Consider the following 23,584-nt stretch of genomic DNA (forward strand, 5'->3'; position numbering starts at 1 on the left):
CTGTCACAGCGGCACTGGAAAGCGAGGGAGCTTCAGCGGTTCCCCAACCGCCTCATGCCCCCCGGCATGCTGGTACGTACTGGTTCTTCCGATTGTTCAGATCCGTTCAACTGCCGGTCCGTGACGTGCAGTCAAGAACGAGTTCCCCACCCAAACCGGTCCGGCGGCCATCAATCTAGACCACCCGGCGCAGTCTCGGGAACAGTTGGACGAAACACATGTCGCAATAGTGACGCCGACGGCATACTGCCCCCGTGACCAGCATCGTGATCCCGGCCCACAACGAGGCCCGAGTCATCGGCCGGCTCCTCGACTCACTGTTGGCCGATTCCGCTCCCGGGGACCACGAGGACCCCGCGGACGACACCGGCACCGACATCGTGGTGGTGTGCAACGGCTGCACGGACGACACCGCCCGGATCGCGGCCGCCCGCGGCCCGCGCGTGCGCGTGGTGGAGATACCCGTGCCCTCCAAGCACGCCGCGCTGCGGGCCGGTGACGATCACGCGCACGGCTTCCCGCGCCTCTATGTGGACGCCGACGTCGTGATCACGAACGCCGACGTGCGGGCCCTGACGGAGCCCCTGGACGACGAGACCTCGGGCGTCCTCGCCACCGCCCCCGAACGGCGGATCCCGCTGGCCGCCTGCTCCTGGCGGGTGCGCGCCTACTATCAGGTCTGGCAGCGGCTGCCCGCCGTACGCGAAGGGCTGTTCGGCCGGGGTGTCATCGCGGTCTCCAAGGCCGGGCACGCCCGGATCGCCGCGCTGCCGCCGCTGATGGCGGACGACCTCGCCGCGTCCCTCGCGTTCACGCCGGAGGAACGCCGCGTGGTCGACACGGCCCGCGTGGAGATCCAACCGCCCCGCACCTGGCAGGACTTGATCAAACGCAGGGTGAGGGCCGCGGTCTCCACCGCTCAGGTCGAGCAGCACCAGGGGCCGGAAGGCGCCTCGGCGCGCACCGGCAAGGCCGACCTGAAGGCGATGCTCCGCGGCGAACCGAAGCTCTTGGTGCCTCTCGTGGTCTTCGTCGCGGCGGCGCTCGCCGCTCGCAGAAAGGCCGAAAAGGCCATCCGCGCACAGGACTTCGGCACCTGGCTACGGGACGAGAGCAGCCGGCAGAACTGACCGCACCGCACCTGGAGTTCCTGTCTTGTATCTCACCGACCGCTCCCAGCCCGCCCAGGCGGACCCCGGCCAGGCCCGAAGACGCGGGCCGGGGCGCGGGGTCGCCCCGGTCGTGCTGGTGCTGGGCACGGTCAGCCTGATCACCGACATCTCCTCGGAGATGGTCACCGCCGTCCTGCCGCTCTACCTCGTCACCACGCTCGGCTTCAGCCCGCTGGGCTTCGGCACCCTCGACGGCGTCTACAACGGCGTCAGCGCCCTGGTCCAGCTCACCGGCGGCCACCTCGCCGACCGCATCCGCAATCACAAGCTGCTGGCCGGGCTCGGCTACGGCCTGTCCGCGCTGTGCAAGCCGCTGCTCCTGTTCGCCGGCAGCATCGGCACGCTCGGTACGGTCCTCGCCCTGGAGCGGACCGGCAAGGGCCTGCGCACCGCCCCGCGCGACGCGATGATCTCCCTGTCCACCCCGGCCGGGAACCAGGGCCGCGCCTTCGGCGTGCACCGCGCGATGGACACCACCGGCGCGATGCTCGGCCCCCTCGCGGCCTTCCTCATCCTGCGCGCGGCGGCCGACGGTTACGACGCGGTGTTCGGCGTGAGCGCGTGTGTCGCCGCGCTGGGCGTCCTGGTGCTGGTGCTGTTCGTGCCCGGCAAGGCGAAGGAGAACCGGGCCGCGGAGAAGGAGTCCCGGGCCGAGGAAGAGATCGGGCCGGACGCCAAACCGCCCGTCCGCCTGCGCGAAGCGCTCGCGCTGCTGCGCATCCCCCGGCTGCGCGCGCTCGCCGGCTGTGCCGCGCTGCTCGGCCTGACCACCGTCAGCGACGCCTTCGTCTATCTGCTCCTGCAGCGGCGGGCCGGCGTCGGCGAGCAGTGGTTCACGCTGCTGCCGCTGGGCACCGCGGTGGTGTTCCTGCTGCTGGCCGTGCCCGTCGGCTCGCTCGCCGACCGCATCGGACGGCGCACAGTGTTCCTCGCCGGACACGCGGCGCTGCTCACCGCCTACGCCCTCCTCCTGTGGGCGCCCGCGGTTCCGGCGGCCGTCCCCCTCGTCCTCGCCCTGCACGGCACGTTCTACGCGGCGACCGACGGGGTGCTCCCGGCCGCCCTCTCCGCCGTCGTGCCCGAGCAGCTGCGCGCCAGCGGTCTCGCGATCGTCGGCACCAGCCAGGCGCTGGCCAGGTTCTGCTGCTCGCTGGCCTTCGGCGCCGCTTGGACGATGTGGGGCGACGGACCGGCGCTGGCCGGTTCGGCGGTCGGCCTGCTCTGCTGCGCGGCCGTCGCGGGCATGGTGCTGCGCCCGGCGGGCGGGCACCGATGACCACCACGCCCACACCGGACGCCGGGCCGAAGGCCACACCGCACACCACGGGGAACCAGGGGAACCAGATGACATCCATGCGCCGCCGTCTGCTCGTACTCGTCGCGGCGGTCCTGGTGCTCGCGGGCGTGGGCACCGGCGTGGTCCTGCACGCCGCCGACCGGGCGGACCGGGCGAACCAGCCGCACGCGGGCTACCCCACGGTCAGCGCGGGCAGGCTTTCGCTCGGCCAGAAGAGCCGCGTGATGTTCGTCAACGCGGCCCCCGGCCCGCACCGCACCGCGGTCGCCTCGGTCCCGTCGACGGACCCGGACGGCTCGCGCACCGCCTCGTCCCTGAAGTGCGCCCGCTTCTACGCGGCGGCCGGCACCGGCGTCTGTCTCCAGTCCAACCCCGGAGTCCTCAAGCAGAGCAACCGTGCCCTGCTCCTCGACGCCGACCTGCGCACCAAGCGCACCTTCCCGCTCGCGGGCACTCCCAGCCGGGCCCGGGTCTCGCCCAGCGGCCGGTTCGTCGCCTGGACCGTCTTCGTCTCCGGCGAGTCCTACTCCTCGGCCTTCTTCTCCACCCGCACCTCGATCCTGGACACCCGCACCATGCGGTTGACGCCGAGCCTGGAGACCTTCTCCGTCATCAAGGACGGCGAGTCCTACCACGCCTCGGACATCAACTTCTGGGGCGTCACCTTCGCCTCCGACGACGACACCTTCTACGCCACCCTCAACACCGCCGACAAGACCTATCTGGTGCGGGGTTCACTGTCCCGGCGCACCGTCACCACGCGGGTGGAGAACGTGGAGTGCCCCTCGCTCTCCCCCGACGGGACCCGGGTCGCCTTCAAGAAGCGGGTGCTGTCCCGTACCGACCTCTGGCACGAGTACGTCCTCGACCTGCGCACCCTGCGCGAGACACCGCTGGCCGAACGCCACAGCGTCGACGACCAGGCCACGTGGCTCGACAACCGCACGGTCGCCTACGCTCTGCCGACCAGTGGCAACGTCAAGACCACCGACCTGTGGAGCGTCCCCGCCGACGGCACCGGAAATCCCCGCCTGCTGATAGCGGGCGCATCCTCACCGGCCCCGCTGTAGGTTCACCGGCACCCTCGGGCGCGACCCCCTCCGCCCCGGGACATGGCCCCGGCGAACCTCATGGTCCTTACAATTGCGCAACCTCTAAAGTATTGAGGAGTCCAGACAACCATCGAACGAGGAGACGGCCGACGTGACGGGATGGGAGACCGCGGTGCTCGACGGAGGCCCTGCGGACGGCCTGCGGATGAAGGTCCTCGACCGGCCGCGGGTGATCCAGGTGACGTACCCCTGCCGGCTGGAGACCGCACCGGACGGAGTGCGGGCGGAAGCGGTGTACGTGTACCGCCGCGACTACGCGGTGGACAGCGAGCCACTGCGGTACGGCTTCGACATCGCCAGCCCCTGACGGTCCCGCCGGCGGGTCAGTGCGCCTGGCGGCCGTGACGGGGGCGGGGCGGGCGGAGGCGAACCCTCCGAACGCCCCCTCAGGCCTCAGCGCGTCTCACGCCCGTATCTCGCGGTGATCCACGCCGCGCCGCGTTCGGCCAGAACCCGGCGCCGACCCCAGCGCGAACGCCGCCCCGAGCCACCCTCGGGCCGCGCCTTCGACACCGCGGCCAGTTCGGCGAGCCGGCCGGCGGCCCGTGACAGTTCCGCCTGGAGCTGTCGGCGGCGCCGGGATGACGCCGTTCTCAGCAGCGCCGAATAGAGTCCCTCGACCTCGGCCAGAGCGGCACCCAGCCGCAGATTCGTGTCACGCACTCGCCTCATGTCCCCGTGCGGCATGCACGCCTTCCTCCCCCGACCTCAGAACCCTGCCCCACTCACTTCCATTATTGCGCAATATCGCAAGTCCCAGTGGGCGCATACTCGGTCAGGCCGCCCCCACGGCCCTCCCGGCCCTGGCCCAGTCGGCGTGCAGTTCGTCGAGGTAGGTCCGGGCCTGGCTGCCGGGGGTGGCGCCGCGGGCGAAGGCGAGCATGTTGGCCGGGCCCGTGTTGTAGCCGAGGGCCAGCAGGTCGTTCCTGGTGTACGAGGCGGGCCAGGTGGCGGGAAGTTGTGCGGACAGGTCGTGCAGGTACCAGGCTTCGGCCTCGATGGCCAGGCCCCGGTCCTCGGGCAGGTCCTCCCAGCTCCGGTTCGCGAAGTCCCGCCCCTTCCTGACCTCGTCGAAGGTGGCTCGGTGCATGTTGGCGATGCCGAAGGCCGCGTCCGGCTTGAGCTTCTGCCAGGCCCGTTCGAAGGCTGGATCGTGCGGTTTGTACGCCTCGTTGTAGAGGATCGCCATCAGCAGCCGGGCGCTGACGCCGGCCTGCCGCGCCCGGGTGCGCACCTGGGCGGCGTAGTCGGCGGGATCGTACGAAGGGGCCGGGGAGGCGGACGGGGCGGGCGCTCCGGTGGCCCGGGAGGCGGCGGAGGTCGAGGCGTCGGCCGACGGGGACGGAGTGGCCGTCGGGGCCCCGGCCGGAGGAGGAGCGGCGCCCTGCTGGGAGTGCACCGCCCGGACGATGACGTACAGCGCGAGGGCGAGGACCGCCACGGAGAGCCAGCGCCGGTGTTTCGATGTCCGGGAATCGGACATTTATCGCCCTTTCTCCCACCCTGATCCTGCTCTCTTCTACCGCACCCGGACTAAGAACTGTGTGAGGCGGCCTTGTGTCCGAGTGGACTCCGGCTCACCAGCTGGCCTCCCGGCGCCCTCGGCATGCCCGGGCGGCCAGGAGCCCGGCGGTGTAGAGCGCGAGCACGGCCGTGAGCAACGGGTAGTAGACCGCGGGCAGCGCCGTCAGACCGAGCGGCGGCCCGAGCGGGGACGGCGGCAGCAGCAGCCCGATCACGGCCAGCGCCGCCGCGGCCTGGGCCACGGGACCGGGCCGACGGCCCTCCGCGCCGGTCCGGCCGAGCCGCAGCAGGAGCATCACCAGGGCCTGGGTGAGCAGGTTCTCCGTGAACCAGCCGGAGTGGAACGCCGGCTCCGCGGCCGTCCCCAGACCGTGCAGGGCGAGCGCCAGGACCCCGAAAGTGGCCAGGTCCGCCGCGGCGTTGAGAACACCGAAACCGGTGATGAAGCGCAGCAGATCACCAGGTCTGAGCACCGTGGGCCGACGCAGCACCGACGGGTGCGGACGGTCATGGGCGAAGGCGAGCTGGGCCGCGTCGAAGCACAGGTTCTGGGTGAGGACCTGGGCCGGCAGCATCGGCAGGAGCAGGCCCGTGCAGAGCATGGCGATGACATTGCCCAGGTTGGAGGAGAGGGTGATGCGCAGATAGGTGGCGATGTTGCCGCTCGCGTGCCGGCCGGCGGCGACGGCGTGGGCGATCGCGGTGAGGTCCTTCTCCGCCAGCACCACGTCGGCGGCTTCGCGGGCCACGTCGGCGGCCTCGCGCGGGGCGATGCCCACGTCGGCGGCGCGCAGGGCGGGCAGGTCGTTGACGCCGTCGCCGAGGAAGCCGACGGTGTGCCCGTCGGATTGCAGGGCCCGGGTGATCCGGGCCTTGTGTTCGGGGGTGCAGCGGGCGAAGACGGCCGTACGGCGGGCCAGGGCGGTGAGTTCGGCGTCGGTGAGGCCGTCGACGCGGCCGGCGGCGAGCACCTGGTCCCCGGCCACGGGGATGCCCAGATCACGGCAGGCCCGGGCGGCGGTCCCCGGATGGTCGCCGGTGAGCACCTTCACGGTGACGCCCCGCGCGGCGAAGACGGCCAGCAGCAGGATCACCGACGCCGTCCCCAGGCGGAGACCGCCGCCGACACCAGCCCGAGGCACCCCAGCACCGCGGTGAAGGGATCCCGTAGGCTGCGGACGAACAGTCTTGGCCAGGGCGCCTCGTGGGCGGCCGGCACCGTGTTCTCGCCGAAGCGGGCCAGCCGCTCCTCGGCCTGGGCCTCCGTCAGGCCGCGTGGACCGCTGTCCAGGCGTCGCAGCACCGCGAGCAGCGTCGGCACGCCGGCCCCCGGCCCTGTTCCGCGGGCTCCGGGGGCCGGTACGACCATGGGGCCGGGGTTCTCGGCACCCTGCCCCGAGGCCGCAGTGGTCTCAGCCACCGGTCCCGTGCAACCGGCGTGCCGGCGCCGGGACTTGATGCGAACGCGCGGTCAGCTGGCCGACCATGACCCGTACCACGGTCACGATGTCCGGGTCGTCGATGTAGTAGATCTGCCGCCGCCCTTCCCGGCGGGCCTGCACCAGTCCGGCGAGTTTCAGCTTGGCCAGGTGCTGGCTGATGGCGGGCAGCGCGCCGCCCACCCGGTCGGCCAGATGCGTGACATCGCTCTCGCCCTGGGCCAGCGCCCACATGAGGTGCAGCCGGGCCGAGGACGCGAGCAGTCCGAACACCGCTGCCGCGTCCGTCAGTACCTCTGCCGAGGGATCCTCGACGCCACCGGCCTTCCCCGCCACGGCCCGCCCCTCCCTCTGCTGTCACGGCGCGTCACGATCAACACCCGTACGGCGACCCAGTGTAGCCGCCCGGCCCGTCAGTCCTCGTAGTAGTTGTTGACGGTCACGTCGGGTTCGTCGTCGTCGAACGCCTCGTTCAGCAGCGCGCCGCCGATCAGACCGGCCGCGCCGGCACCGATCAGCGCACCGGCACCGAACCGGCGTCCGCCCTCCTGGTGTTGACCGTGGTCGTGGTGGTCCCCGTACGGCTGCCCGTAGCCGTACTGCTGGGGATAACCCTGCTGCGGATAGCCCTGCTGGGGCGGTGTATAGAACGGCGGCGGTGTGGTCTGCACCCGCTGGGCACATCCGGGGCAGGCCTGGACCGGGCGCGGCACACCCCACTGCGGGGACCAGGTGACGGTCGTCTGGCCGGGGCCGTGGGCCGGGTCGAAGAAACAGGTCATGGCGGGACTCCCGATGGACTCTGGTGCGGGGGCGAAGGCCGGCGGAAGCGGCGGTGGCGGGACGACGGTGAGGGCAGGGGGCACGGGTGGCACAGGAGCGGGAGCGCCGGGGTCGGCCGGGCCGGACCCCGTCCCGCGCAGGACGTCCACGCCGTAGTCGGCGGCGATGCCCGCGAGTCCGGAGGCATAGCCCTGGCCGACCGCGCGGAACTTCCACTCGGCGCCGTGCCGGTACAACTCGCCGAAGACCAGCGCGGTCTCGCCGGAGAGCCGGCCGGACGTGAGGTCGTAGCGGGCCAGTTCGGCTCCCGAGTCCCGGTCGAGGACGCGGATGTGGGCGCGGTGCACCTGTCCGAAACTCTGGCCGCGGGCAGCGCCCTCGTAGAGCGATACCGGGAAGACGATCTTCTCGACCTGGCCGGGGACCCGGTCGAGGTCGACCAGGATCTGCTGGTCGTCGCCGCCGACGGGGCTGCCGCCGGCGATACGGCGGACCGATCCCTCCGGGCTGCTCGGGTTGTTGAAGAAGACGAAGCAGTCGTCGGACGGCACCCTGCCGGAGGCATCGCACAGCAGGGCACTGGCGTCCAGGTCGTAGCCCGTGTCCGCCTGCCAGCCCAGCCCCACCGTCACGGCCGTCAGCCCGGGAGCCCGCCCGCTCAGTGAGACGTTGCCGCCCTTGGCCAGGGACGTGCTCATACGCGCCCTCCGCGACGGCTTTCCGTGTCTCTCGCGATCAATGCGGCCGAGCTCCTTCCAGTTCGCCGGCTGCCCGGGGGTTCTCGCCAACCCGCATGACTGTGCCTTGGGTTGCGCAAACAAGCAACTTACAACCTCGGGCGCTCGACGCGTGCCGCCGCGCCGGGACAGACCGCAGCGGCAAGGCACTCGTCGCCCTAATCGCCCAGGGCACGGACACCGCTTTGTACGATGTGGCACTCCCCGGCACGAGCAACGAGGCGGGGACCGGCCGGAAACGGGAGGGGGCGCGTGGTCGAGGTGGATCAGCGTGGTCGGCGCAGGGCGCAAGGTGCGCTGGAGACCCAGGTGCTGACCGCACTGCACACCGCCGGGGGTCCGGTGACCGCGGGCTGGGTGCGCGAGCGGCTGGCCGCCGACCTCGCCTACACCACCGTGATGACGGTGCTGGCCCGCCTGCTGGCGAAGGACGCCGTCACCCGCAGGCGGGAGGGCCGTTCGTGCCTCTGGACGCCGGCCGCGGACGGGGCGGGTCTCGCCGCGCTGAAGATGCGCCGGGTCCTGGACGGCGAACAGGACCGGCAGGCCGTGCTGGCCAGTTTCATCACGACCCTGCCGAAGGACGACGAGCAGTTGCTGCGCAGGCTGTTGCGCGACGCGGACGGGGAGGACTGAGCACGTCCGTGGGCATCTTCGTCCTTCTGCCGCTCGTCCTGCCCCTGACCGCGTGGCCGATCGCCCGCCTGGCCGAACAGCGTCTCCATCCGCGCACCGCGACCGTGCTGCTCACCACGGTCGCCACCGTCATGGCCCTGTGCAGCACGGTGTGCCTGGCCCTGCTGATGGTGGTGGGCACCGCACAACTGCCCGGCAACCCGCTCCCGGACGGCTGGTCGGACCCCGAAGTGCGCGAGAGCGTGCCGCGGCACGAGATCGCCGGGAAAGCGGCCATCCCGGCGCTCCTCGCGGTCCTGGCCGGCTGCGCACGCGCGCTGGCGCGCCACCGCCGGGTGCGGCGACGGGCCCATCAGGCCCTCGAAGGCCTGCCGCGTTCCCAGGTCGCGGTCCTGCCGGACGCCCAGCCCTACGCCTACGCGCTGCCCGGCGGCCCGCGCGACCGCATCGTGGTGTCCACGGCGATGCTCGCCCGCCTCACCTCCCGCGAGCGCCGCGCCCTGTTCGCACACGAGCGCGCCCATCTCACCGCCCGGCACCACCGCCATCTGCTGTCCGTCCGGCTCGCCGCCCGCGCCAACCCGTTCCTGCTGCCCCTGCGGACCGCCGTCGCCTACACCGCGGAACGCTGGGCGGACGAGGAGGCGGCACAGACCGTGGGCAGCCGCAGAACCGTCGCCCGGGCGATCGGCACGGCCGCCCTCGTCTCCCGCGGCACCCCCGCCCCCACACTCGCCGGCCTGGCCGCACCGGGGCCGCTCCCCCGCCGGGTCGCGGCCCTGCTCGGCCCGCCGCCCGCCCTGCGCGACTGGCCGTCCCCGTTCACCACCGCCGGACTCGCCCTGTGGACCGCCACCGCCGGCGCCGCACTGTCGGCCATGTTCTCCGCCAACTCGGCCGTCACCCTGCTGTTGCTCCTCCGCGCGGCCACACCGCTGTAACGACCGCCGTTTCCATCCGGACCGCCGTTTCCATCCGGAAGGACTAACGCGCGACGCGCTCGCCCCGTTGCACCATCCGTTCCTCCTCGATGCGCCCGAGGAGGAACGGGACCATCCCCCGCTCCAGCAGAGCCAGTTCCCAGGTCAGCCGGGCCCCGGTCGCATCCGGGGGCGTATCGCGCTCGGCTTCGGGGCGGCCCCGGGCCGCCGCCACCGAGACCCGCACGGCATCGCCGACGGCCGCTCCGACGGCGATCGCCTCGACCAGCAGCCCGGCGGCGACCAGGCCGACCCCGGCATGGGGGCGGCCGCCGTAGCAATGCGCGGCGAATCCGGACAGCAGCAGCACCAGCCCGGTCACCGCCGGCACCCGCCACCGGAGCACCGGGAGCGCGGACGGTTTCGCGGCCGCACCCGGCGGTCCGGTGGCCGGCGGCCCGCCCTCGCGGGCCGCGGCCAGGGTTTCGAGATAGGCGCGGTACTCGATGTCCGCGAACGCCACGATGGCCGCTCGCGCCCGCAGCGCCCGGTCTCGCAACTCCTCACAGCCGAGCGGACCGACGCCCCCGCCGATCGCCTCGGCGACCTGTTCGAGCCCCAGGGCCCGATCCAGCATCCGCTCGAACACCGCGTTCAACTCCGGCAGCGGCCGTCCAGGACCCGTCACGCATCCCCCGATGCTCGAAGGCCCGCCGTTCACGGTCCGTCACCGAGCGATGACGCTCGCGGCGGGGAGTCGCGAGTCTAACGGTTCCGGACTTGCGCAAACGACAGAGCAACGGCGGGCCACCGGCTCCTGGACATACTGGTTGCGGGTCGGTGTCGCCGGTCAGGGCAGGGTCCAGATTCGGACGGTGACGAAGTAGAAGACGACGGCCCAGCAGGCCAGTGCCGCCACGACGATGCCGAGGCCACGCAGGTTGGCCCTCGCGGGTTCCTCCGGCGGCGGCCGCAGCCACCGCCCGAGCAGCGGGTTCACGTAGTAGGGCATGGTCAGGAAACTCATGATGAAACTCGACAGCAGGTTGCCCACGAGCAGACCGATCCAGAGCGGCAGGTGCAGCGGGGACAGCGCGAGGGTCAGCAGGACGACGGTCGGGTAGAGGCCGACCCAGATGGCGAGGGAGGTCCTGGTCTCGGAGGGCGGCGGTGGTGTCTCCTTGCCGTTGCCCTCGAAGGCGAACCAGCTGCCGAACGAGTTGTCGATCGTACGCAGGTCGAAGTCGCTGAATTTCTTGCCCTCGGCCAGCACCTCCTGCCGTTGAGGCGATGTGAGCCAGGCGTCGAGGTGCTCGGCGCTGTCGTAGCGGTACAGCGTGGTCCACTCCTCCTGGAGTCCCTCGACGGGGCGGAAGAGCTCGGTCCCGCGAAACCCCTCGAACCTGCTCTCCTCCTCGACCATGCGGTGCTGCCAGTCGAGGAAGTCGTCGACCTGGTTCGGATGGACGCGGTGTGTGACCACCACGGTGACCAGCGGATCCAGTGACTGGGTGCCGCTGCTGACCACCTGCTGGGTCGCCGGACCGTCGAAATACCTGGCGCCGACGTCGAGATACGTCTGCCTGGTCGCGCTGTTGATCCACGCCTGCAGATGAGCCACCGAGTCGAACCGGTACACGACCACCCAGTCGGTCTGCAGCCGGGTCGGCGGGGAGACCTCGGCGCCGAGGAAACCGGGGTAGTAGGAGGCAGCGGTGTTGAGATCCTCCTGCCAGGACTCGAACTGCCGCTCCATCCCGGGCAGGACCTTCTGGCCGATGATCGCCGTCGCCGCGGCGGCGATGTTCCGTTCGGCGTTCATGATGGCTCAGCCTGCCGACACCGACTGCTCCGCGGGGAGCCGGCCGTAGATGCGTTCCGGGGTCAGCGGCAGGGCGCGGAAGCGGACGCCCGTCGCGTCATGCACCGCGTTCGCCAGCGCGGGGGCGACCGGGTTGATGCAGCACTCCGCCATCCCCTTCGCCCGCACGGGACCCACCGAGTCCGCCGAGCCCACCAGCAGCACCTCGGTGCGGGGGATGTCGGCGTAGGTGGGGATGCGGTAGTTGCGGAGGTTCGGGTTGACCATGACGCCGTTGCCGTCGACGTGGTGGTTCTCGGTCAGCGCGAAGCCGATCCCCTGGGCGACACCGCCCTCGATCTGTCCCCGGACCTGCGCCGGGTTGATGATCACTCCGGCGTCGGCCGCCTGCACGCTGTACAGGATCCGTATCTCACCGGTCACACGGTGCACGGCGACCCGGAACCCCTGGGTGTTTGAGGTGACGCTCCGGGGCGAGCCGTACGCCTTGCGCGCGGCAGTAAAACGGATGCCGCGCTTGCGGGCCGACGCGACGAGTTCGGCCAGCGACACCCGCCGGTCCCCGCAGCGGACACCGTCGTCGTCCATCGTGCACAGCACGACATGGACGCCGGTCTGTCTGGCGGCGAACTCCAGGATGCGGTCGCGTACGGCGCCCGCCGCCCGCTGGACCGCGTTGCCCGCCACGAAGAGGCCCGCGCTCGCGAAGGCGCCGGTGTCGAATCCCGTGCGGTCGGTGTCGGACTGCACCAGACGGATCCGGGACGGCGTCGTACCCAGCTGGTCGGCCGCGATCTGGACATGCGCGGTGGAGGTTCCCTCTCCGAACTCGACGGTCCCGACGGCGAGTTCGTAGATGAGATCGTCGCCCAGGGTGACCCAGGCCTCGGAGAGGTGTTCGGTCGGGGGCGCGGTCTCGTGCAGGGAACTCGCGACGCCGACACCGACGAGCCACTGGGGGCCCAGGGACGGCGGGCCGGCCGTACGGGCCAGGGCGTCGCCCACCAGGTCGATGCACTCGGCGAGCCCGTCCTCGGTGAAGACCACGTCGTCGGGGCCGTCGTGCAGGGCGACCAGGGGGTCGCCCGGCCGCACGATGTTGCGTCGGCGCAGTTCCAGCGGGTCGATGTGCAGGGCGCGGGCCAGTTCGTCCATCGCCGACTCCACGGCGAACGCCGGCTGTGTCATGCCGTAGCCGCGCAGCGCCCCGCTCGGCACGGTGTTCGTGTAGACGGAGTACGCGTCGTACTTCTTGTTGGGGCAGCGGTAGATCATGACGGCGGCGCCGCCCGCGTACAGCGTCTCGCCGCCGTGGTTGCCGTACGCGCCGGTGTTCGACACGTTGCGCATCTGGAACGCGGTGAGCGTTCCGTCGGCCTTCGCGCCGAGTCTGACGGTCAGGGTCATCGGATGCCGCGGGGAGGCCGTGGTGAACTCCTCCTCGCGGGTGTACTCCAGGCAGGCGGGCCGCCCGGTGTCCAGGGTGGCGAGCGCGACCAGGTCCTCCGCGATCACGTCCTGCTTCCCGCCGAATCCGCCGCCGACGCGCTTGCAGAACACCCTCACCTGGTCCGGGCGGAGCGCGAACAGGTACTCCAGTTTGACCTTCGCGATCGACGGTGACTGCGAACTGGTGCGGACGTTCAGCCGGCCGTCCTGCATCCAGGCGATGGCACCGTGGGTCTCCAGATGCGCGTGCTGCACCCGCGGGGAGAAGTACGTGCCTTCGTGGATCACGTCGGCCGCGGCGAACCCCTCGTCGACATCGCCGATGTGCGAGTGGAGTTCGATCAGGATGTTGTGGGCGGGGTCGCGGACGAACGGATCGTGGGAGCCGTGCAGTTGAGGTGCGCCGTCGGCCATCGCGGCCTCGGGGTCGAACACCGCCGGCAGCACGTCGTACTCGACGACGAGACGACGGCAGCCCTCCTCGGCCGCACCGACGGTGTCCGCCAGGACCGCGGCGACGCGCTGGCCGGCGAAGCGGACCGTGTCGTCGAGGATGCAGGTGTCGTCCGGGTCGACCAGGTGGTCGGTGTGGATCGCCGTGGTGAAGCGTCTGCGGGGTACGTCCTGCCAGGTGTAGACGCGGTGCACGCCGGGCACCGCGAGGGCGGCGCTCTTGTCGATCGAGCGGATCCGGGCGTGTGCGTGGGGCGAGTGCAGCACCTTGAGGTGCAGCATGCCGTCGATGTGGGTGTCCAGGGTGAACTCGGCATGCCCGGTGACCACGTCGTGGCCCGCAGGCGCGCCGACGCTCGTCCCGACGGCCTTGCCCGGTGCCGCCGTCTCCACCGCGCCGACCCCCTTCACGGCGTCCTCGATCGCCCGGTATCCGGTGCAGCGGCAGAGGTTGCCCTTCAACGCCCGTGGCAGGTCGGCCTTCTGTTCCTCGGTGAAGGTCGCCGACGTCATGATCATCCCTGCGGTGCAGAAACCGCACTGGAATCCGGGGGCGTCCTCGAACTGCCGTTGCATGGGATGCGGGGCGCCGGGCCGTCCGAGGCCCTCGATCGTGGTCACCTCACGGCCGTCGGCACGGAACGCGGGGGTGATGCAGCTGTGCACCGGTGCGCCGTCCAGCCACACTGTGCAGGCGCCGCAGTCGCCCGCGTCGCATCCCTTCTTGACGCCGAAGTGGCCGAGTTCGCGCAGGAAGGTGCGCAGGCACTGGCCGGGAGCCGGTTCCCGGTCGAATCCCCTGCCGTTCACGAGGTAGCTCATGCCAGGTCCCCAGCCGTGAGTTCGCGGCGGATCTCCTCGGCGAAGTGCCGGGTCAGATGGCGACGGTGGTCGGGGGTCCCGTTGGGATCGGCGAACCAGACGTCGTCGGGCACCGCGTCGATGTGCCGCCGCACGGTCCGGGCATCGGGCAGGCGGTCGAAGGCGATCCGGACCGGCCGTGTGGTGCCGGCGGTGACGGTGAGCAACAGGTCGCCCCCGCCCGGCCGTTGGGTGCCGACGAGGAACACCGTCGAACGGCCGAGCCGGGTCAGCGTGAAGCGACGGTGTGCGGTGCGTCTGCGCAGCGCGTGGCGCGGGACGACGATGCGCCGGAGGATCTCCCCGGGGGCGAGGATGTTGCGGTGGTCGCCCGTGACGAAGTCGAGGGCGTCGACGAAGCGTATGGAGCCGTCGGCCGCCCACAGTTCGTACCGCGCCTCCATCGCGACCGTCAGCGTGATCATCGGGCCGGCCGGCAGGGACATGCAGATGTTGCCGCCGACGGTCGCCGCGTTCCAGACCTTGAACGAGGACAGGAACGCCTCACAGCTCTGCCGGAAGAGAATCCCGGCGGTCCACTCCTGCGGCCAGGGGAAGGCGTACAGGTCATGGATGGTGCAGGTGGCGCCGATCTCCAGGGCCACCTCCGTCACGACCAGAGGCTCCCAGCGCAACGCCGTCAGGTCGATCAGCCGCCGCAGGTCCGGCTGCTCGGTGGAGTAGAGCCATGTTCCGCCGGCGAGCCAGGCGTCGCCCTCGCGCCATTCGGTGCCCGGTCGCCCGGGCGGTCGCCGGACCACTTCGGTGATGGTGTTGAGGTCCATGAGAACCGACCTACCGGCCACTGAAACTTTTGTCATAGTTTATCGCAGCATGCGGACAGCGGCCCGACCGAAGGAAACCGAAAGTGTTTGACTCGGCACGTTCAGTCACCACATATTCCTGCGGTCCGGCCCCCGGAAACCTACCGCCCCGCCCGACAACTCACGGCGCGTCACGTCTCCGATCCCGTGATCGAATGCAGGTGCAGACGTCATGGCCCACGCCGTTCCAGCAGCCTTCACCCCTTCGGCGAGCAGGGTATTTGTGCTACTCATGAGATGTGCGGTGAGGGATCTCGGGGCTCGACCGCATGAACTCGGGAACGTCTTCCGGCGCGCGCCGGAGTCAACGAACTGTGTGAGGCGCATGGATCCCACGCCCTCCTCTCCCTCCTCTTCCTCCGCTTCGCCGTACGACATGGTGAGCGGGGCCCTGGCGGATTACATCCCGAGGGCCGGAACGACGGCGGCCGCAGGCCGTGCCGCTCCGTCGGTGGGCTACCACGCGCGCCGGCCCTGGGGCGCCGGCGAGGAGAGCGAGGACGAGGAACAGATCCTCGGGGTGGTCAACCTCGACCGGGAGCTGAGGATCACCGGCTGCAACCTGGACGCCGCGCCTTTCGCGGGGGTGAGTGTCGCGCCCGGGTCCGCGTTCGTCGACCTGCTGCCGCCCGGGGACGTCCCGACGGTGACGCAACGGCTCCGGAGAGTTCTGGACACCGCAGAGGCGCACGTCGCCCGGGTCCAGAGCCTGCGGCGGGACGACGGCACCGAGCTGCTGGTCTCGATGAGCATCCTGCCCGCCGCGCCACCGCAGCAAGGCCTGACGGTCTCCCTGATCGCGATGGCCAAGCGGCTGCACCTGTACGCCTCCGCCACCGCGATCGGGATGTCGCTGGACATCGGGGAGACCGCGCAGTCCCTGGCCCAGTCCCTGCTGGCGTGGGGGGACGTGGCCGCCGTGGACCTCGACTACGCCGTGTGGACGGGCGAGGCGGTCACCGAACAGACGCACGAGCGCATCCGGCTGCGGCGCGCGGCCCTGGCGCCCGACCGGGCCTGGCCCGAGGGGTACCTGACCCCCGGGGACAACCTTCCCCGTGAGGCGAGCCGTCTGCTGGCCGGTGCGGTGATGCGTGACGACGTTCCCCGGGCCATTGTCATGTCCGACCGTGAGGCGATCGAGCAGACTCTCGCCGATCCGCACCTGGTGCGCGCGATGGTGCCCGGCGACCGGCCGGTGAGTGTCGCCTGCATCCCGCTGGTCGTGGAAGGGCCCGAAGGCGCACCGGGGGCCGTCGTCCTGGGCGTGACGGAGGTCTGGCGGCGGCCGGATCGCCTCTTCAGCGAAGGCGAGCTGCTCGACCTGCAGGAACTCGTGGCGAAGACCGCCCGTCATGTGGACCTGGCCCGCCAGCATCAGCGTGAGCACGCCCAGGTGCTGGCGCTGCAGCGCCGGCTGCTGCCTCGGGCGGGCAGCGACACCATCGAGGTCGCCAGCGTCTACGAGCCCACCACCCCCGACAGTGCGGGCGTCGGCGGTGACTGGGTGAACAGCTTTCCGCTGCCGGGTGACCGTACCGCGCTGGTGGTCGGTGACGTGGTGGGGCACGGTCTGGGGGCCGCGGCGGCCATGGGCCAGCTGAGCATGGAGGCCCGCGCGCTGCTGTCGGCGGGGCTGGGCCCCGGAGAGGTGCTGGAGCGTCTGGACGAGACGGTGACGCTGCTGGACGACACGGACGCGGGCCTGGCGGCCGGTTACAGCGCGCTGGGCTCGACGTGCTGCATCGCGGTCTACGATCCGGTCGACCACCGGGTGGCGATCTCCAACGCCGGGCATCTGCCCCCGGTCCTGGTCCATCCCGACGGGTCCGCCAAGACGGTCGCGGCGCAACCACACCCGGCGCTGGGAGCCGAGTTCGTCGTACGGGAGCCGTTCGACGTCCAGGAGTTCGCCGCCCCGCCCGGCTCGCTCCTCGTCCTCTACACCGACGGCCTGGTGGAGGATCCGGCGGCCTCGATCGACGAGGGCATCGGCCGGCTGACGGACGCGGTGCGCGAGGTGCATCCCTGGGACGATCTGCAACAGGCCGCGCGTCGCGTCGTCGCCGGTCTGACCCCGCCAGGGCATCTGCGGGACGATGTGACCCTGCTGCTCGCCCGGATGACAGGCCGCCGCGGCCGGGACACCGCCACCTGGCATCTGCCCGCCCGCGACGACACCGCCGCCCGCACCCGCGCCCTGGCCTCCCCCCTCCTGCAGCGCTGGCACATCGGCGGCCAGGCCCGGGACAGTGCGCTGCTGGTGATCAGCGAACTGGTCACCAACGCCGTCCGGTTCGGCGCCGGGCCGGTCACGGTGCGGCTGGTGAAGAGCGGGAGTCTGCTGTCGTGCGAGGTCGGCGACGCCGGCAACGGCCGGCCGCGCCTGCACCGCGGTGGGCTGCTCGACGACAGCGGGCGGGGTCTGCACGTCGTCCACAAGCTCACCATCCGCTGGGGGGTGCGGTGGACCGAGACCGGCAAGGCGGTGTGGGCGGAACTGGAGGCATGACGCCCGCGCCGCGACAAGACCGGAACAGAGCCCGGAGACGAGACCGGGACAGAGCCCGGATGCGCGGGGCGGTGGCGTGCTTCCGGTTACAGCCACTCCCCTTCCACGGCCGTGGCCGTCAGTCCGGGCGCGGCCGCGTACAGCAGGGTGCGGCTGCCCGACTTCTGGCCGGCGTCGTGCGCGCGCCGCAGGATGTCGAGCACGGCGGCGCCGCCGCGGTTGCCCGTGGCGTAGCTGTCCCGGCTGTAGTGCAGCAGCCCCGTGGGCCACGCGTCGGGCATCGTCTGTTCCATGTACTCCAGCACCCGCGTCCCACCGGGATGCGCGAGCAGCAGATCGGGATGCCAGGGGTGCCGGTCGTCCTGGTGGCGTACGCGCAGCCACTCCCACATCGCGGCGACCGTCTGCTGGACGGCACGCGGCCCACGACGGTCCATCACGAAGTGAGTGCCGTCGGCCCGGGTTTCCAGCCGGTGCAGGTCCGTGGTGCCGAGCAGTGTGTGGTGCCAGACCGCGTCCAGCCTCAGGACGGACTCCGTCCTCGGGTGCCCTGTGACCACCACGGCGACGGCGGTGTCCGCGAACAGCAGCCGGACGATCAGCGATTCCAGGGTGTCGTCGGCAGGCTGGTAGGTCGTGCTCAACGCCTCCGATATCACCACCAGCACCACCCGGTCCGGGTCCGCGGCGACCAGGTCGGCCGCCAGCGCCAGCGATCGGGTACCGGCGATACAGGCCCACTGGGTGGCGGGCAGCAGCAGCACGTCGTCACGGAGCGGAAGGCGGTTGAGCAGGGACAGGTCCAGCCCCGGCAGGGCCGGGGTGGTGGAGTGACTGGTGATCAGACAGTCGACGTCGGCGGTTTCCAGTCCGGCGGCTCGAAGGGCCCCACGCGCCGCATGCTCCCCGTACGTCTGCACGGCCGCCCAGGCCGGCGCGGTGCGCTCCTGGATGGTCTGCGGCGCCGGTATCGCCTCCAGTGCGGCGATCACGCGGTTCACCTCCTCGCCGGTGAACCCGCGGCCGGCCAGCGCCTCACGAGCCTGACCGGCGCCGGGAGTTCGCAGGCCGCTCCCGCTGCCGGGCGCGGCAGCCGTCTTCAGCGGCAGCATCCAGCCACGCGAGGCGATCCCCGTACTCGCGGCGATGCCGTCGATCCGCGACAGCCACGGTGCCTGTGGGTGCCGCCTCCGCACCTCCGCCAGGATCTGGCTTGTCTCCACGGCGTGTTCGCCGTGCAGTACGACCGGAGGACACAGGTAGGCGCCCATAGCACACAGCTTTCCCAGCAAGCCCACGGATGACGTGAAGTGTCTCAAACCTGCCTGATCCAGGAGGCTGCGGTCAAGACACCGTCATGGCCGTCTACTTGACATTCGTCCACTTTTCGCCCATACCGCGGGCGAACGACACGATGAGCGAGGCTCCGTTGTCGTCGGCACTGGCGGAAGACAACGGGAGTGCAACCTCGGGGAGGGGAGGCCATCGTGAACTCGGTGACACCGAGAGCTTCTTGAGGCGGCTCTTTCAGCCGCCGGCGCGCCGCGCAGGCTTGTCGGTGACGAGGCGGACGAGGTGTTCCGCGAGGTCGGCGTCGAGGGGGGAGCCGGTCATGAGCCGCCGGTAGAGGATGGTCCCGGCCCAGATGTCCTGGACGAGGTCCGTGTCGAGGTCGTCGGGCAGATCGCCCCGCCGGACGGCGCGGCGCAGCGCGACGGCGATGTTCTCGCGCTTGCGGAACAGGAAGGCCTCCCGGAACCGGCTCATGAGTTCGGGGTGGGGAAGAAGACCGGCGGCGAGTGCGGGCAGCGAGGCGGCGATGTCCTCGTTCGCATAGTTGTCGATGGTCATGTCGACGGCGTAGCGCAGCTCGGCATGGGTGTCGCCCAGGTCGGGGATGTCGTCGGCGCGGAAGACCTCGGCGAGCGCGTCGGCGACGAGCGCCTCCTTGTTCGGCCACCAGCGGTAGATGGTCGACTTGCCGACGCCCGCGGCCGCGGCGACGGCCTCGATGGTCAGCGCCGGATAGCCGTGCTCCGACAGCACGCCCCGTGCCGCGTCGAGGATCTTCGCGAGGGAGCGCGGCCCACCGGATGCCTGGGGCGAGGAAAAGACAGAAGCCATGAGCAAACGATACGTATCGTCTCGTTTCCGGGTCAAGGCGTGCTACGGTCAGAGCGTTGACGAAACGATACGTATCGTTTCCTTCCGTCTCTCCCCCAAGGACGTCACATGAAGGGCTACACCGTTCCCCTGTCTCCCCGTGGCACAGCGAACCTGGCGCCCACACCGCCCTGGCACTACGCCGGCACCGTGGTGGGTGTGGAGTTCTTCGCCGAGCCGTCGGCCGCTGCGGCGGCCCTGCCCGAGGGCCTGACCCCCGATCCGGACTCCGCCGGGCGCGGTGTCGCGATGTTCGTCGACTGGCAGTACTCCGCCACGGACCTCGAGTACCTGGACCCCGCGCGCTCGCAGTACCGCGAGTTCCTGGTCACCCTGGACGCCCGCTACAACGACACACCGGTGGCCTGGTGCCCGTACATCTACGTCGACAACGACTCCGCCATGGCGCGCGGCTGGGTCCAGGGCTTCCCCAAGAAGCTCGGCACCGTCCACCAGACGCGCGCCTACTCCGTCGGCGGACCCGGCACTCCTGTCCTCGGCCCGGGCGGGCAGTTCGGCGCCACCGCCTCCGCCGCCGGACAGCGCATCGCCGAAGCGAGGATCACCCTTCAGCAGCCGGTCCCCGACCCGGCCGTCCTGATGAACCGGCCGGTGGTCAACCTGCGGCACTTCCCCCGGCTGGCCGCCGGGCTGCACGACAAGCCCGCCGTCCACGAACTGGTCATGTCCGTCCTGGACAACACCGCGATCAGCGACGCCTGGGTCGGCACCGCCGACCTCGCCTTCCTCCCCGCCCGCGGCGAGGAACTGGCCGACCTGTCCATCCAGCGCGTGGGCAGGGGATTCCACTTCGACCTCGCCTACACCGTGACCGACCTCAAAACCCTCGCGGACCAGAGCAGCTGACCGCTCCCACCCGCCACTGGAGCCGCACCCCCGGCCGTCGAACCGGCCGGGGGCTCACCGGCCCTTACACCACGGTCCGTCCGCCAAAGGGCAACGTGGACTAGGAGGTCGAGCTCGCCGTCGTCATCGGCGCCACCGCGTCCCACGTGACCGAGGCCCCGGACAACGCGGCCGACGGGGCCGGCGGCCTTGCTGTTGGAGGACCGGTTGCCGTGCTCACCGCACCCCCCTTCTGGGTGGAGACATCGCGCACGCTCCCTTGTGAAGATCGTGCGCAGCTGGCTCCTCCAGACTCCCTCGCTCCGAATATGCGTTTGGTGGACGCCCAGGTCAGGCAGCCCAGTTGCGAAGACAAAGGGAGTGGACAGGCCGGCTGCAGCCGTGCATGTGGATCTGATGCCGGCCAACTGCCGTCACGGGTCCCGGTTCCAGATCAGGCACCAGTAGTTGCCGGCCCGTCCGGTGCCCACCGACGTGAGGCCGCTCGGGATCAGCGCCGGATCCGGCTGGCCGAAGGCCGACAGAGAGCAGGCGGAGTCACCGACCACCCCGGCGGCCGCCATGCGCCCGGCAGCAGCAGTGGCCGCCTGGCTCGTGTACCACCGTGTCGACGGTGCCAATGGCGGTGACGGTGTCGACAGTGTCGGCGGCGGTGACAGTGGCAATGGCGGCGCCGGTGGCTGTGTCGGTGACGGTGACGGTGACGGTGACGGTGTCGGTGTCGGTGTCGGTGTCGACGGTGGTCTGGGAGGGGCCGTCGAGGCTTGTGCCGACGGGGACGGTCTCGGAAGCGACGTCAGGGGCCGTGCCGACGGCGAGCTCGGAAGCGACGTCGGGGACTGTGCCGAGGGTGAACTCGGAGGCGAGCTCGATGTCACCGGGGGCACCGGGGGCACCGGGGGCACCGGTGTGGATGTCGGTGGGGTCATCGCCGGCGGCTTGGCTGCCGCGGACTGCGCCGGAGTCGGCTTCGGCTTCGGCCTCGGCTTCGGTGGGGGCGGCGAGGCCGCTGTCGTCGTGCCCTGTGTCGGCCGGGGTCGTTTGCTGGGCGGTGTCGGTTGCTGGGGAGGGCTGCTGGACGGTGTCGGGGTGGGCTGCGGCGTTCGGGGAGGCGTGGGCAGTGTGATGGCCGACGGCGTCGGCCGGGGCGTGCCGTGCTCATGCGTCACCAACGCCCAGATACCGATGCCGCCGAAGATGAGCACGGCTGCACCGCCCGCGATCCACGGGGCCCGCCGATGTGGGCGTCGGTGACGGTTCATGGTTCCTACTGTCCGAAAGCGACCGCAGTGCTGCCACTCGTGCTGCGTTCGGCTTTTCGGGTGACGGCCGCGCTCAACCCGCCCGGCACCGGGGCTCTGCTCACCCGGCACATGCCATCGCCGCCCGGGGCCACCCCCGCAACGCGCCCTTCTCCACCACGACCTCGTACCCGAGCGCCGTCAACTGCCTCACCGTGCCCGGTGTCGCCGCCACCCGGGTCTCCCCGGCGGGCTCCGCCCCTGCCCCGAGACGTGCCGCCGCAGGCGTTGCGTCGAGGTAGCTGCTTCCCCAACCGTCGGGCGCACATGTCGTCGTGTCGAACCTCGCGTGGTTCGGTTGTCGGGTGAAAGTCGGGGCGCGGTCGGTGGAAACGGCCGCGCAGCACTCGGTCGAGGGCGCAGCACATGCCGCTCATGTCAGGTACTCCGCCGTCGGGCGTCCGCGATGCGTCCGTCTCGGTGATTTCCTGCGGCGAACCGAGCCGAACCGCGCAACCGAAGGGGCCGGTTCGGCTCGCCGCTGCGGGGCGTCGCGGCCGCCTGGCCGCCGGAGGTGCCCTCAAGGTCTCCGCATGGACGTTCTGGCGGGCACTCGTACCCGAGGGGGACCGCCGGACGCGTAGGTGGAACGGGGCGTTCGTTCCTAGGCGACGGTGAGTACGATCTTGCCCTGGATGTGCCCACGGGAGGCGCGCTCGTGCGCTGCGCGGGCGTCCGCGAGCGGAAACGTGCTGTCGATCGCGACACGAACCGTGCCCGCGTCCAGCAGGCGGCCCACTTCGGCGAGCTGCGGGCCGTGCGAGTGGACCTGGGTGCCCGAGACCGTGACACCCAGCTTCGCGGTCTCCTCCTCGTCGTACTCACCGAAGAACACCGGGAACAGGGCACCGCCGCGCTTGAGCGTGCGCAGGAAACGGCTGCTCTCTCGGCCGCCGACGGCATCGAGGACCAGGTCCACGCCATTCACGAGTTCCTCGGGACGGCTCTCGGTGTAGTCGATGAACTCGTCGGCGCCCAGCTCGCGCAGGAACGCCTCGTGCGCGCCCGACGCCACCGCGATGACATGGGCGCCCTTCCACTTCGCCAGCTGCAGTGCGAAGTGCCCCACGCCGCCCGCGGCCCCGTTGACCAGCACCGTCGTACCGGCGTCGAGGGCCACCGGGCGGTGCCGCGCCTCCTGGAAGGGCGAGGGGTGATCGTGTCCGAGCTCGATCAGGAACTGCCACGCCGTCAGCAGGGACATGGGCGCCCCGGCGGCGTGCACATGATCGATACCGGCCGGCTTGCGTGCGAGGTCCGACGCGGGTGCGGCCACGTACTGCGCATACGCCCGGCCGTCGAAGCTGGGAAAGCGGAGGAGCCCGAAGACCTCGTCGCCGACCGAGAAGCCCTGCGCGTCCGCGGCGACGGCCTCGACGACGCCCGACACATCCGTCCCCGGGATGACGGGCAGGTCGAACTTCGGCCGCACCTCCGGGGGAATGTTGCTCAGCCCGTCGCGCAGGTACCAGTCCGGAGGATTGACGCCGACCGCGTGGACGCGGACGAGCACCTCACCCGGCCCCGGCTCCGGAACCGCCACCTCGTCGTAACCGAGAACCTCAGGGCCACCGTGCTCATGCAGCCGGATCGCCTTCATCGTGCGTGCTGGCATCGTTCTCTCCTGCCTCTGCCTGGAGGTACGCTTAGTGGATCAGCGATCCGGTTATCCGGACCACTGATCCGAATATATGAACCACTGATCCGGATCG

21 protein-coding genes and 2 pseudogenes are annotated in these 23,584 nt (G+C 71.2%); 8 read left to right on the forward strand and 15 right to left on the reverse strand.

What is annotated here, in order from left to right; translation table 11 throughout:
- Window positions 1-254: 254 nt before the first annotated feature.
- From EDD90_RS04005 to EDD90_RS04020, 4 genes are all read left to right on the forward strand, one after another.
- On the forward strand, window positions 255-1,130 hold the full coding sequence (locus EDD90_RS04005) for a glycosyltransferase family 2 protein (protein WP_123971774.1): 876 nt from the start codon (window positions 255-257) through the stop codon (window positions 1,128-1,130).
- A 25-nt stretch (window positions 1,131-1,155) separates the two neighbouring features.
- Window positions 1,156-2,448, forward strand: coding sequence for an MFS transporter (locus EDD90_RS04010; RefSeq protein WP_185148906.1), 1,293 nt, complete (start codon window positions 1,156-1,158; stop codon window positions 2,446-2,448).
- A gap of 68 nt (window positions 2,449-2,516) precedes the next feature.
- Window positions 2,517-3,539 carry a TolB-like translocation protein gene (locus EDD90_RS04015; protein ID WP_123980852.1) on the forward strand — a complete coding sequence of 341 codons (1,023 nt, stop codon included), beginning with the start codon at window positions 2,517-2,519 and terminating at the stop codon, window positions 3,537-3,539.
- Between the two features lie 91 nt (window positions 3,540-3,630).
- On the forward strand, window positions 3,631-3,888 hold the full coding sequence (locus EDD90_RS04020; protein ID WP_260328679.1) for a hypothetical protein: 258 nt from the start codon (window positions 3,631-3,633) through the stop codon (window positions 3,886-3,888).
- 86 nt (window positions 3,889-3,974) lie between these two features.
- Here the strand turns inward: EDD90_RS04020 and EDD90_RS04025 are convergent, their stop codons facing one another.
- The 6 genes and pseudogenes from EDD90_RS04025 to EDD90_RS58500 form a co-directional block, all read right to left on the reverse strand.
- Window positions 3,975-4,244 carry a hypothetical protein gene (locus EDD90_RS04025; protein ID WP_123971776.1) on the reverse strand — a complete coding sequence of 90 codons (270 nt, stop codon included), beginning with the start codon at window positions 4,242-4,244 and terminating at the stop codon, window positions 3,975-3,977.
- 112 nt (window positions 4,245-4,356) lie between these two features.
- Window positions 4,357-5,064 carry a lytic transglycosylase domain-containing protein gene (locus EDD90_RS04030; protein WP_123971777.1) on the reverse strand — a complete coding sequence of 236 codons (708 nt, stop codon included), beginning with the start codon at window positions 5,062-5,064 and terminating at the stop codon, window positions 4,357-4,359.
- Window positions 5,065-5,158: 94 nt separating this feature from the next.
- Window positions 5,159-6,187: pseudogene (locus EDD90_RS04035) on the reverse strand (HAD-IC family P-type ATPase); the annotation flags it as partial.
- 8 nt (window positions 6,188-6,195) lie between these two features.
- The gene (locus EDD90_RS04040; protein WP_123971778.1) at window positions 6,196-6,525 is read right to left on the reverse strand and encodes a cation-transporting P-type ATPase; all 330 of its coding nucleotides are present in this window, start codon (window positions 6,523-6,525) and stop codon (window positions 6,196-6,198) included.
- Window positions 6,518-6,880 (reverse strand): metalloregulator ArsR/SmtB family transcription factor, encoded by a 363-nt coding sequence (locus tag EDD90_RS04045; protein ID WP_123971779.1) that lies wholly within the window; start codon window positions 6,878-6,880, stop codon window positions 6,518-6,520. The genes EDD90_RS04040 and EDD90_RS04045 overlap by 8 nt, the downstream gene beginning before the upstream one ends.
- Window positions 6,881-6,957: 77 nt before the next feature.
- Window positions 6,958-8,025 carry a TerD family protein gene (locus tag EDD90_RS58500; RefSeq protein WP_123971780.1) on the reverse strand — a complete coding sequence of 356 codons (1,068 nt, stop codon included), beginning with the start codon at window positions 8,023-8,025 and terminating at the stop codon, window positions 6,958-6,960.
- Window positions 8,026-8,316: 291 nt separating this feature from the next.
- Here EDD90_RS58500 and EDD90_RS04055 point away from each other — a divergent pair, with 291 nt between their 5' ends.
- Window positions 8,317-8,700, forward strand: a complete 384-nt coding sequence (locus EDD90_RS04055) for a BlaI/MecI/CopY family transcriptional regulator (protein WP_185148908.1) — start codon at window positions 8,317-8,319, stop codon at window positions 8,698-8,700.
- 8 nt (window positions 8,701-8,708) lie between these two features.
- On the forward strand, window positions 8,709-9,641 hold the full coding sequence (locus EDD90_RS04060; RefSeq protein ID WP_123971782.1) for a M56 family metallopeptidase: 933 nt from the start codon (window positions 8,709-8,711) through the stop codon (window positions 9,639-9,641).
- Between the two features lie 43 nt (window positions 9,642-9,684).
- Here EDD90_RS04060 and EDD90_RS04065 read toward each other — a convergent pair whose 3' ends face one another.
- The 4 genes from EDD90_RS04065 to EDD90_RS04080 form a co-directional block, all read right to left on the reverse strand.
- Window positions 9,685-10,308, reverse strand: coding sequence for a hypothetical protein (locus EDD90_RS04065; protein ID WP_123971783.1), 624 nt, complete (start codon window positions 10,306-10,308; stop codon window positions 9,685-9,687).
- Window positions 10,309-10,470: 162 nt separating this feature from the next.
- Window positions 10,471-11,442 carry an antibiotic biosynthesis monooxygenase gene (locus EDD90_RS04070; RefSeq protein WP_123971784.1) on the reverse strand — a complete coding sequence of 324 codons (972 nt, stop codon included), beginning with the start codon at window positions 11,440-11,442 and terminating at the stop codon, window positions 10,471-10,473.
- Between the two features lie 6 nt (window positions 11,443-11,448).
- A complete protein-coding gene (locus EDD90_RS04075; RefSeq protein WP_123971785.1) occupies window positions 11,449-14,166 on the reverse strand; it encodes a molybdopterin-dependent oxidoreductase in 2,718 nt (905 codons plus the stop codon).
- Window positions 14,163-14,990 carry an FAD binding domain-containing protein gene (locus EDD90_RS04080; protein WP_123971786.1) on the reverse strand — a complete coding sequence of 276 codons (828 nt, stop codon included), beginning with the start codon at window positions 14,988-14,990 and terminating at the stop codon, window positions 14,163-14,165. Before EDD90_RS04080 ends, EDD90_RS04075 begins: the two co-directional genes overlap by 4 nt.
- 364 nt (window positions 14,991-15,354) lie before the next feature.
- Between EDD90_RS04080 and EDD90_RS04085 the strand changes: the two genes are divergently transcribed.
- Entirely contained in the window at window positions 15,355-17,541 is a 2,187-nt protein-coding gene (locus EDD90_RS04085; protein ID WP_123971787.1) for a SpoIIE family protein phosphatase, read from the forward strand.
- An 86-nt stretch (window positions 17,542-17,627) separates the two neighbouring features.
- On the opposite strand, the gene EDD90_RS04090 is transcribed toward EDD90_RS04085, so the two are convergent.
- Both EDD90_RS04090 and EDD90_RS04095 read right to left on the reverse strand, forming a co-directional pair.
- The gene (locus tag EDD90_RS04090) at window positions 17,628-18,812 is read right to left on the reverse strand and encodes a type III polyketide synthase (RefSeq protein WP_123971788.1); all 1,185 of its coding nucleotides are present in this window, start codon (window positions 18,810-18,812) and stop codon (window positions 17,628-17,630) included.
- A 256-nt stretch (window positions 18,813-19,068) separates the two neighbouring features.
- Window positions 19,069-19,665 carry a TetR/AcrR family transcriptional regulator gene (locus EDD90_RS04095; RefSeq protein WP_123971789.1) on the reverse strand — a complete coding sequence of 199 codons (597 nt, stop codon included), beginning with the start codon at window positions 19,663-19,665 and terminating at the stop codon, window positions 19,069-19,071.
- A 108-nt stretch (window positions 19,666-19,773) separates the two neighbouring features.
- Here EDD90_RS04095 and EDD90_RS04100 point away from each other — a divergent pair, with 108 nt between their 5' ends.
- Window positions 19,774-20,571, forward strand: a complete 798-nt coding sequence (locus EDD90_RS04100; protein WP_123971790.1) for an acetoacetate decarboxylase family protein — start codon at window positions 19,774-19,776, stop codon at window positions 20,569-20,571.
- A gap of 413 nt (window positions 20,572-20,984) precedes the next feature.
- On the opposite strand, the gene EDD90_RS55085 is transcribed toward EDD90_RS04100, so the two are convergent.
- The 3 genes and pseudogenes from EDD90_RS55085 to EDD90_RS04115 form a co-directional block, all read right to left on the reverse strand.
- Window positions 20,985-21,191, reverse strand: a complete 207-nt coding sequence (locus EDD90_RS55085) for a hypothetical protein (protein WP_185148910.1) — start codon at window positions 21,189-21,191, stop codon at window positions 20,985-20,987.
- Between the two features lie 742 nt (window positions 21,192-21,933).
- A pseudogene (locus EDD90_RS58505) lies at window positions 21,934-22,050 on the reverse strand (hypothetical protein); the annotation flags it as partial.
- A gap of 426 nt (window positions 22,051-22,476) precedes the next feature.
- Complete coding sequence (locus tag EDD90_RS04115) at window positions 22,477-23,487, reverse strand: NADP-dependent oxidoreductase (protein ID WP_185148912.1); 1,011 nt, start codon at window positions 23,485-23,487, stop codon at window positions 22,477-22,479.
- Window positions 23,488-23,584 lie beyond the last annotated feature (97 nt).

The sequence above is a fragment of the Streptomyces sp. Ag109_O5-1 genome (genome assembly GCF_003814875.1).
GTDB lineage: Bacteria > Actinomycetota > Actinomycetes > Streptomycetales > Streptomycetaceae > Streptomyces > Streptomyces sasae.

What these genes read in the sequence shown, in the direction of transcription:
- EDD90_RS04015 (WP_123980852.1), top strand. Translation starts at nt 2,517, where the DNA reads ATGACATCCATGCGCCGCCGTCTGCTCGTACTCGTCGCGGCGGTCCTG.
- EDD90_RS04030 (WP_123971777.1), bottom strand. Translation starts at nt 5,064, where the DNA reads ATGTCCGATTCCCGGACATCGAAACACCGGCGCTGGCTCTCCGTGGCG.
- EDD90_RS58500 (WP_123971780.1), bottom strand. Translation starts at nt 8,025, where the DNA reads ATGAGCACGTCCCTGGCCAAGGGCGGCAACGTCTCACTGAGCGGGCGG.
- EDD90_RS04070 (WP_123971784.1), bottom strand. Translation starts at nt 11,442, where the DNA reads ATGAACGCCGAACGGAACATCGCCGCCGCGGCGACGGCGATCATCGGC.
- EDD90_RS04075 (WP_123971785.1), bottom strand. Translation starts at nt 14,166, where the DNA reads ATGAGCTACCTCGTGAACGGCAGGGGATTCGACCGGGAACCGGCTCCC.
- EDD90_RS04080 (WP_123971786.1), bottom strand. Translation starts at nt 14,990, where the DNA reads ATGGACCTCAACACCATCACCGAAGTGGTCCGGCGACCGCCCGGGCGA.
- EDD90_RS04085 (WP_123971787.1), top strand. Translation starts at nt 15,355, where the DNA reads ATGGATCCCACGCCCTCCTCTCCCTCCTCTTCCTCCGCTTCGCCGTAC.
- EDD90_RS04090 (WP_123971788.1), bottom strand. Translation starts at nt 18,812, where the DNA reads ATGGGCGCCTACCTGTGTCCTCCGGTCGTACTGCACGGCGAACACGCC.
- EDD90_RS04095 (WP_123971789.1), bottom strand. Translation starts at nt 19,665, where the DNA reads ATGGCTTCTGTCTTTTCCTCGCCCCAGGCATCCGGTGGGCCGCGCTCC.
- EDD90_RS04100 (WP_123971790.1), top strand. Translation starts at nt 19,774, where the DNA reads ATGAAGGGCTACACCGTTCCCCTGTCTCCCCGTGGCACAGCGAACCTG.
- EDD90_RS04115 (WP_185148912.1), bottom strand. Translation starts at nt 23,487, where the DNA reads ATGCCAGCACGCACGATGAAGGCGATCCGGCTGCATGAGCACGGTGGC.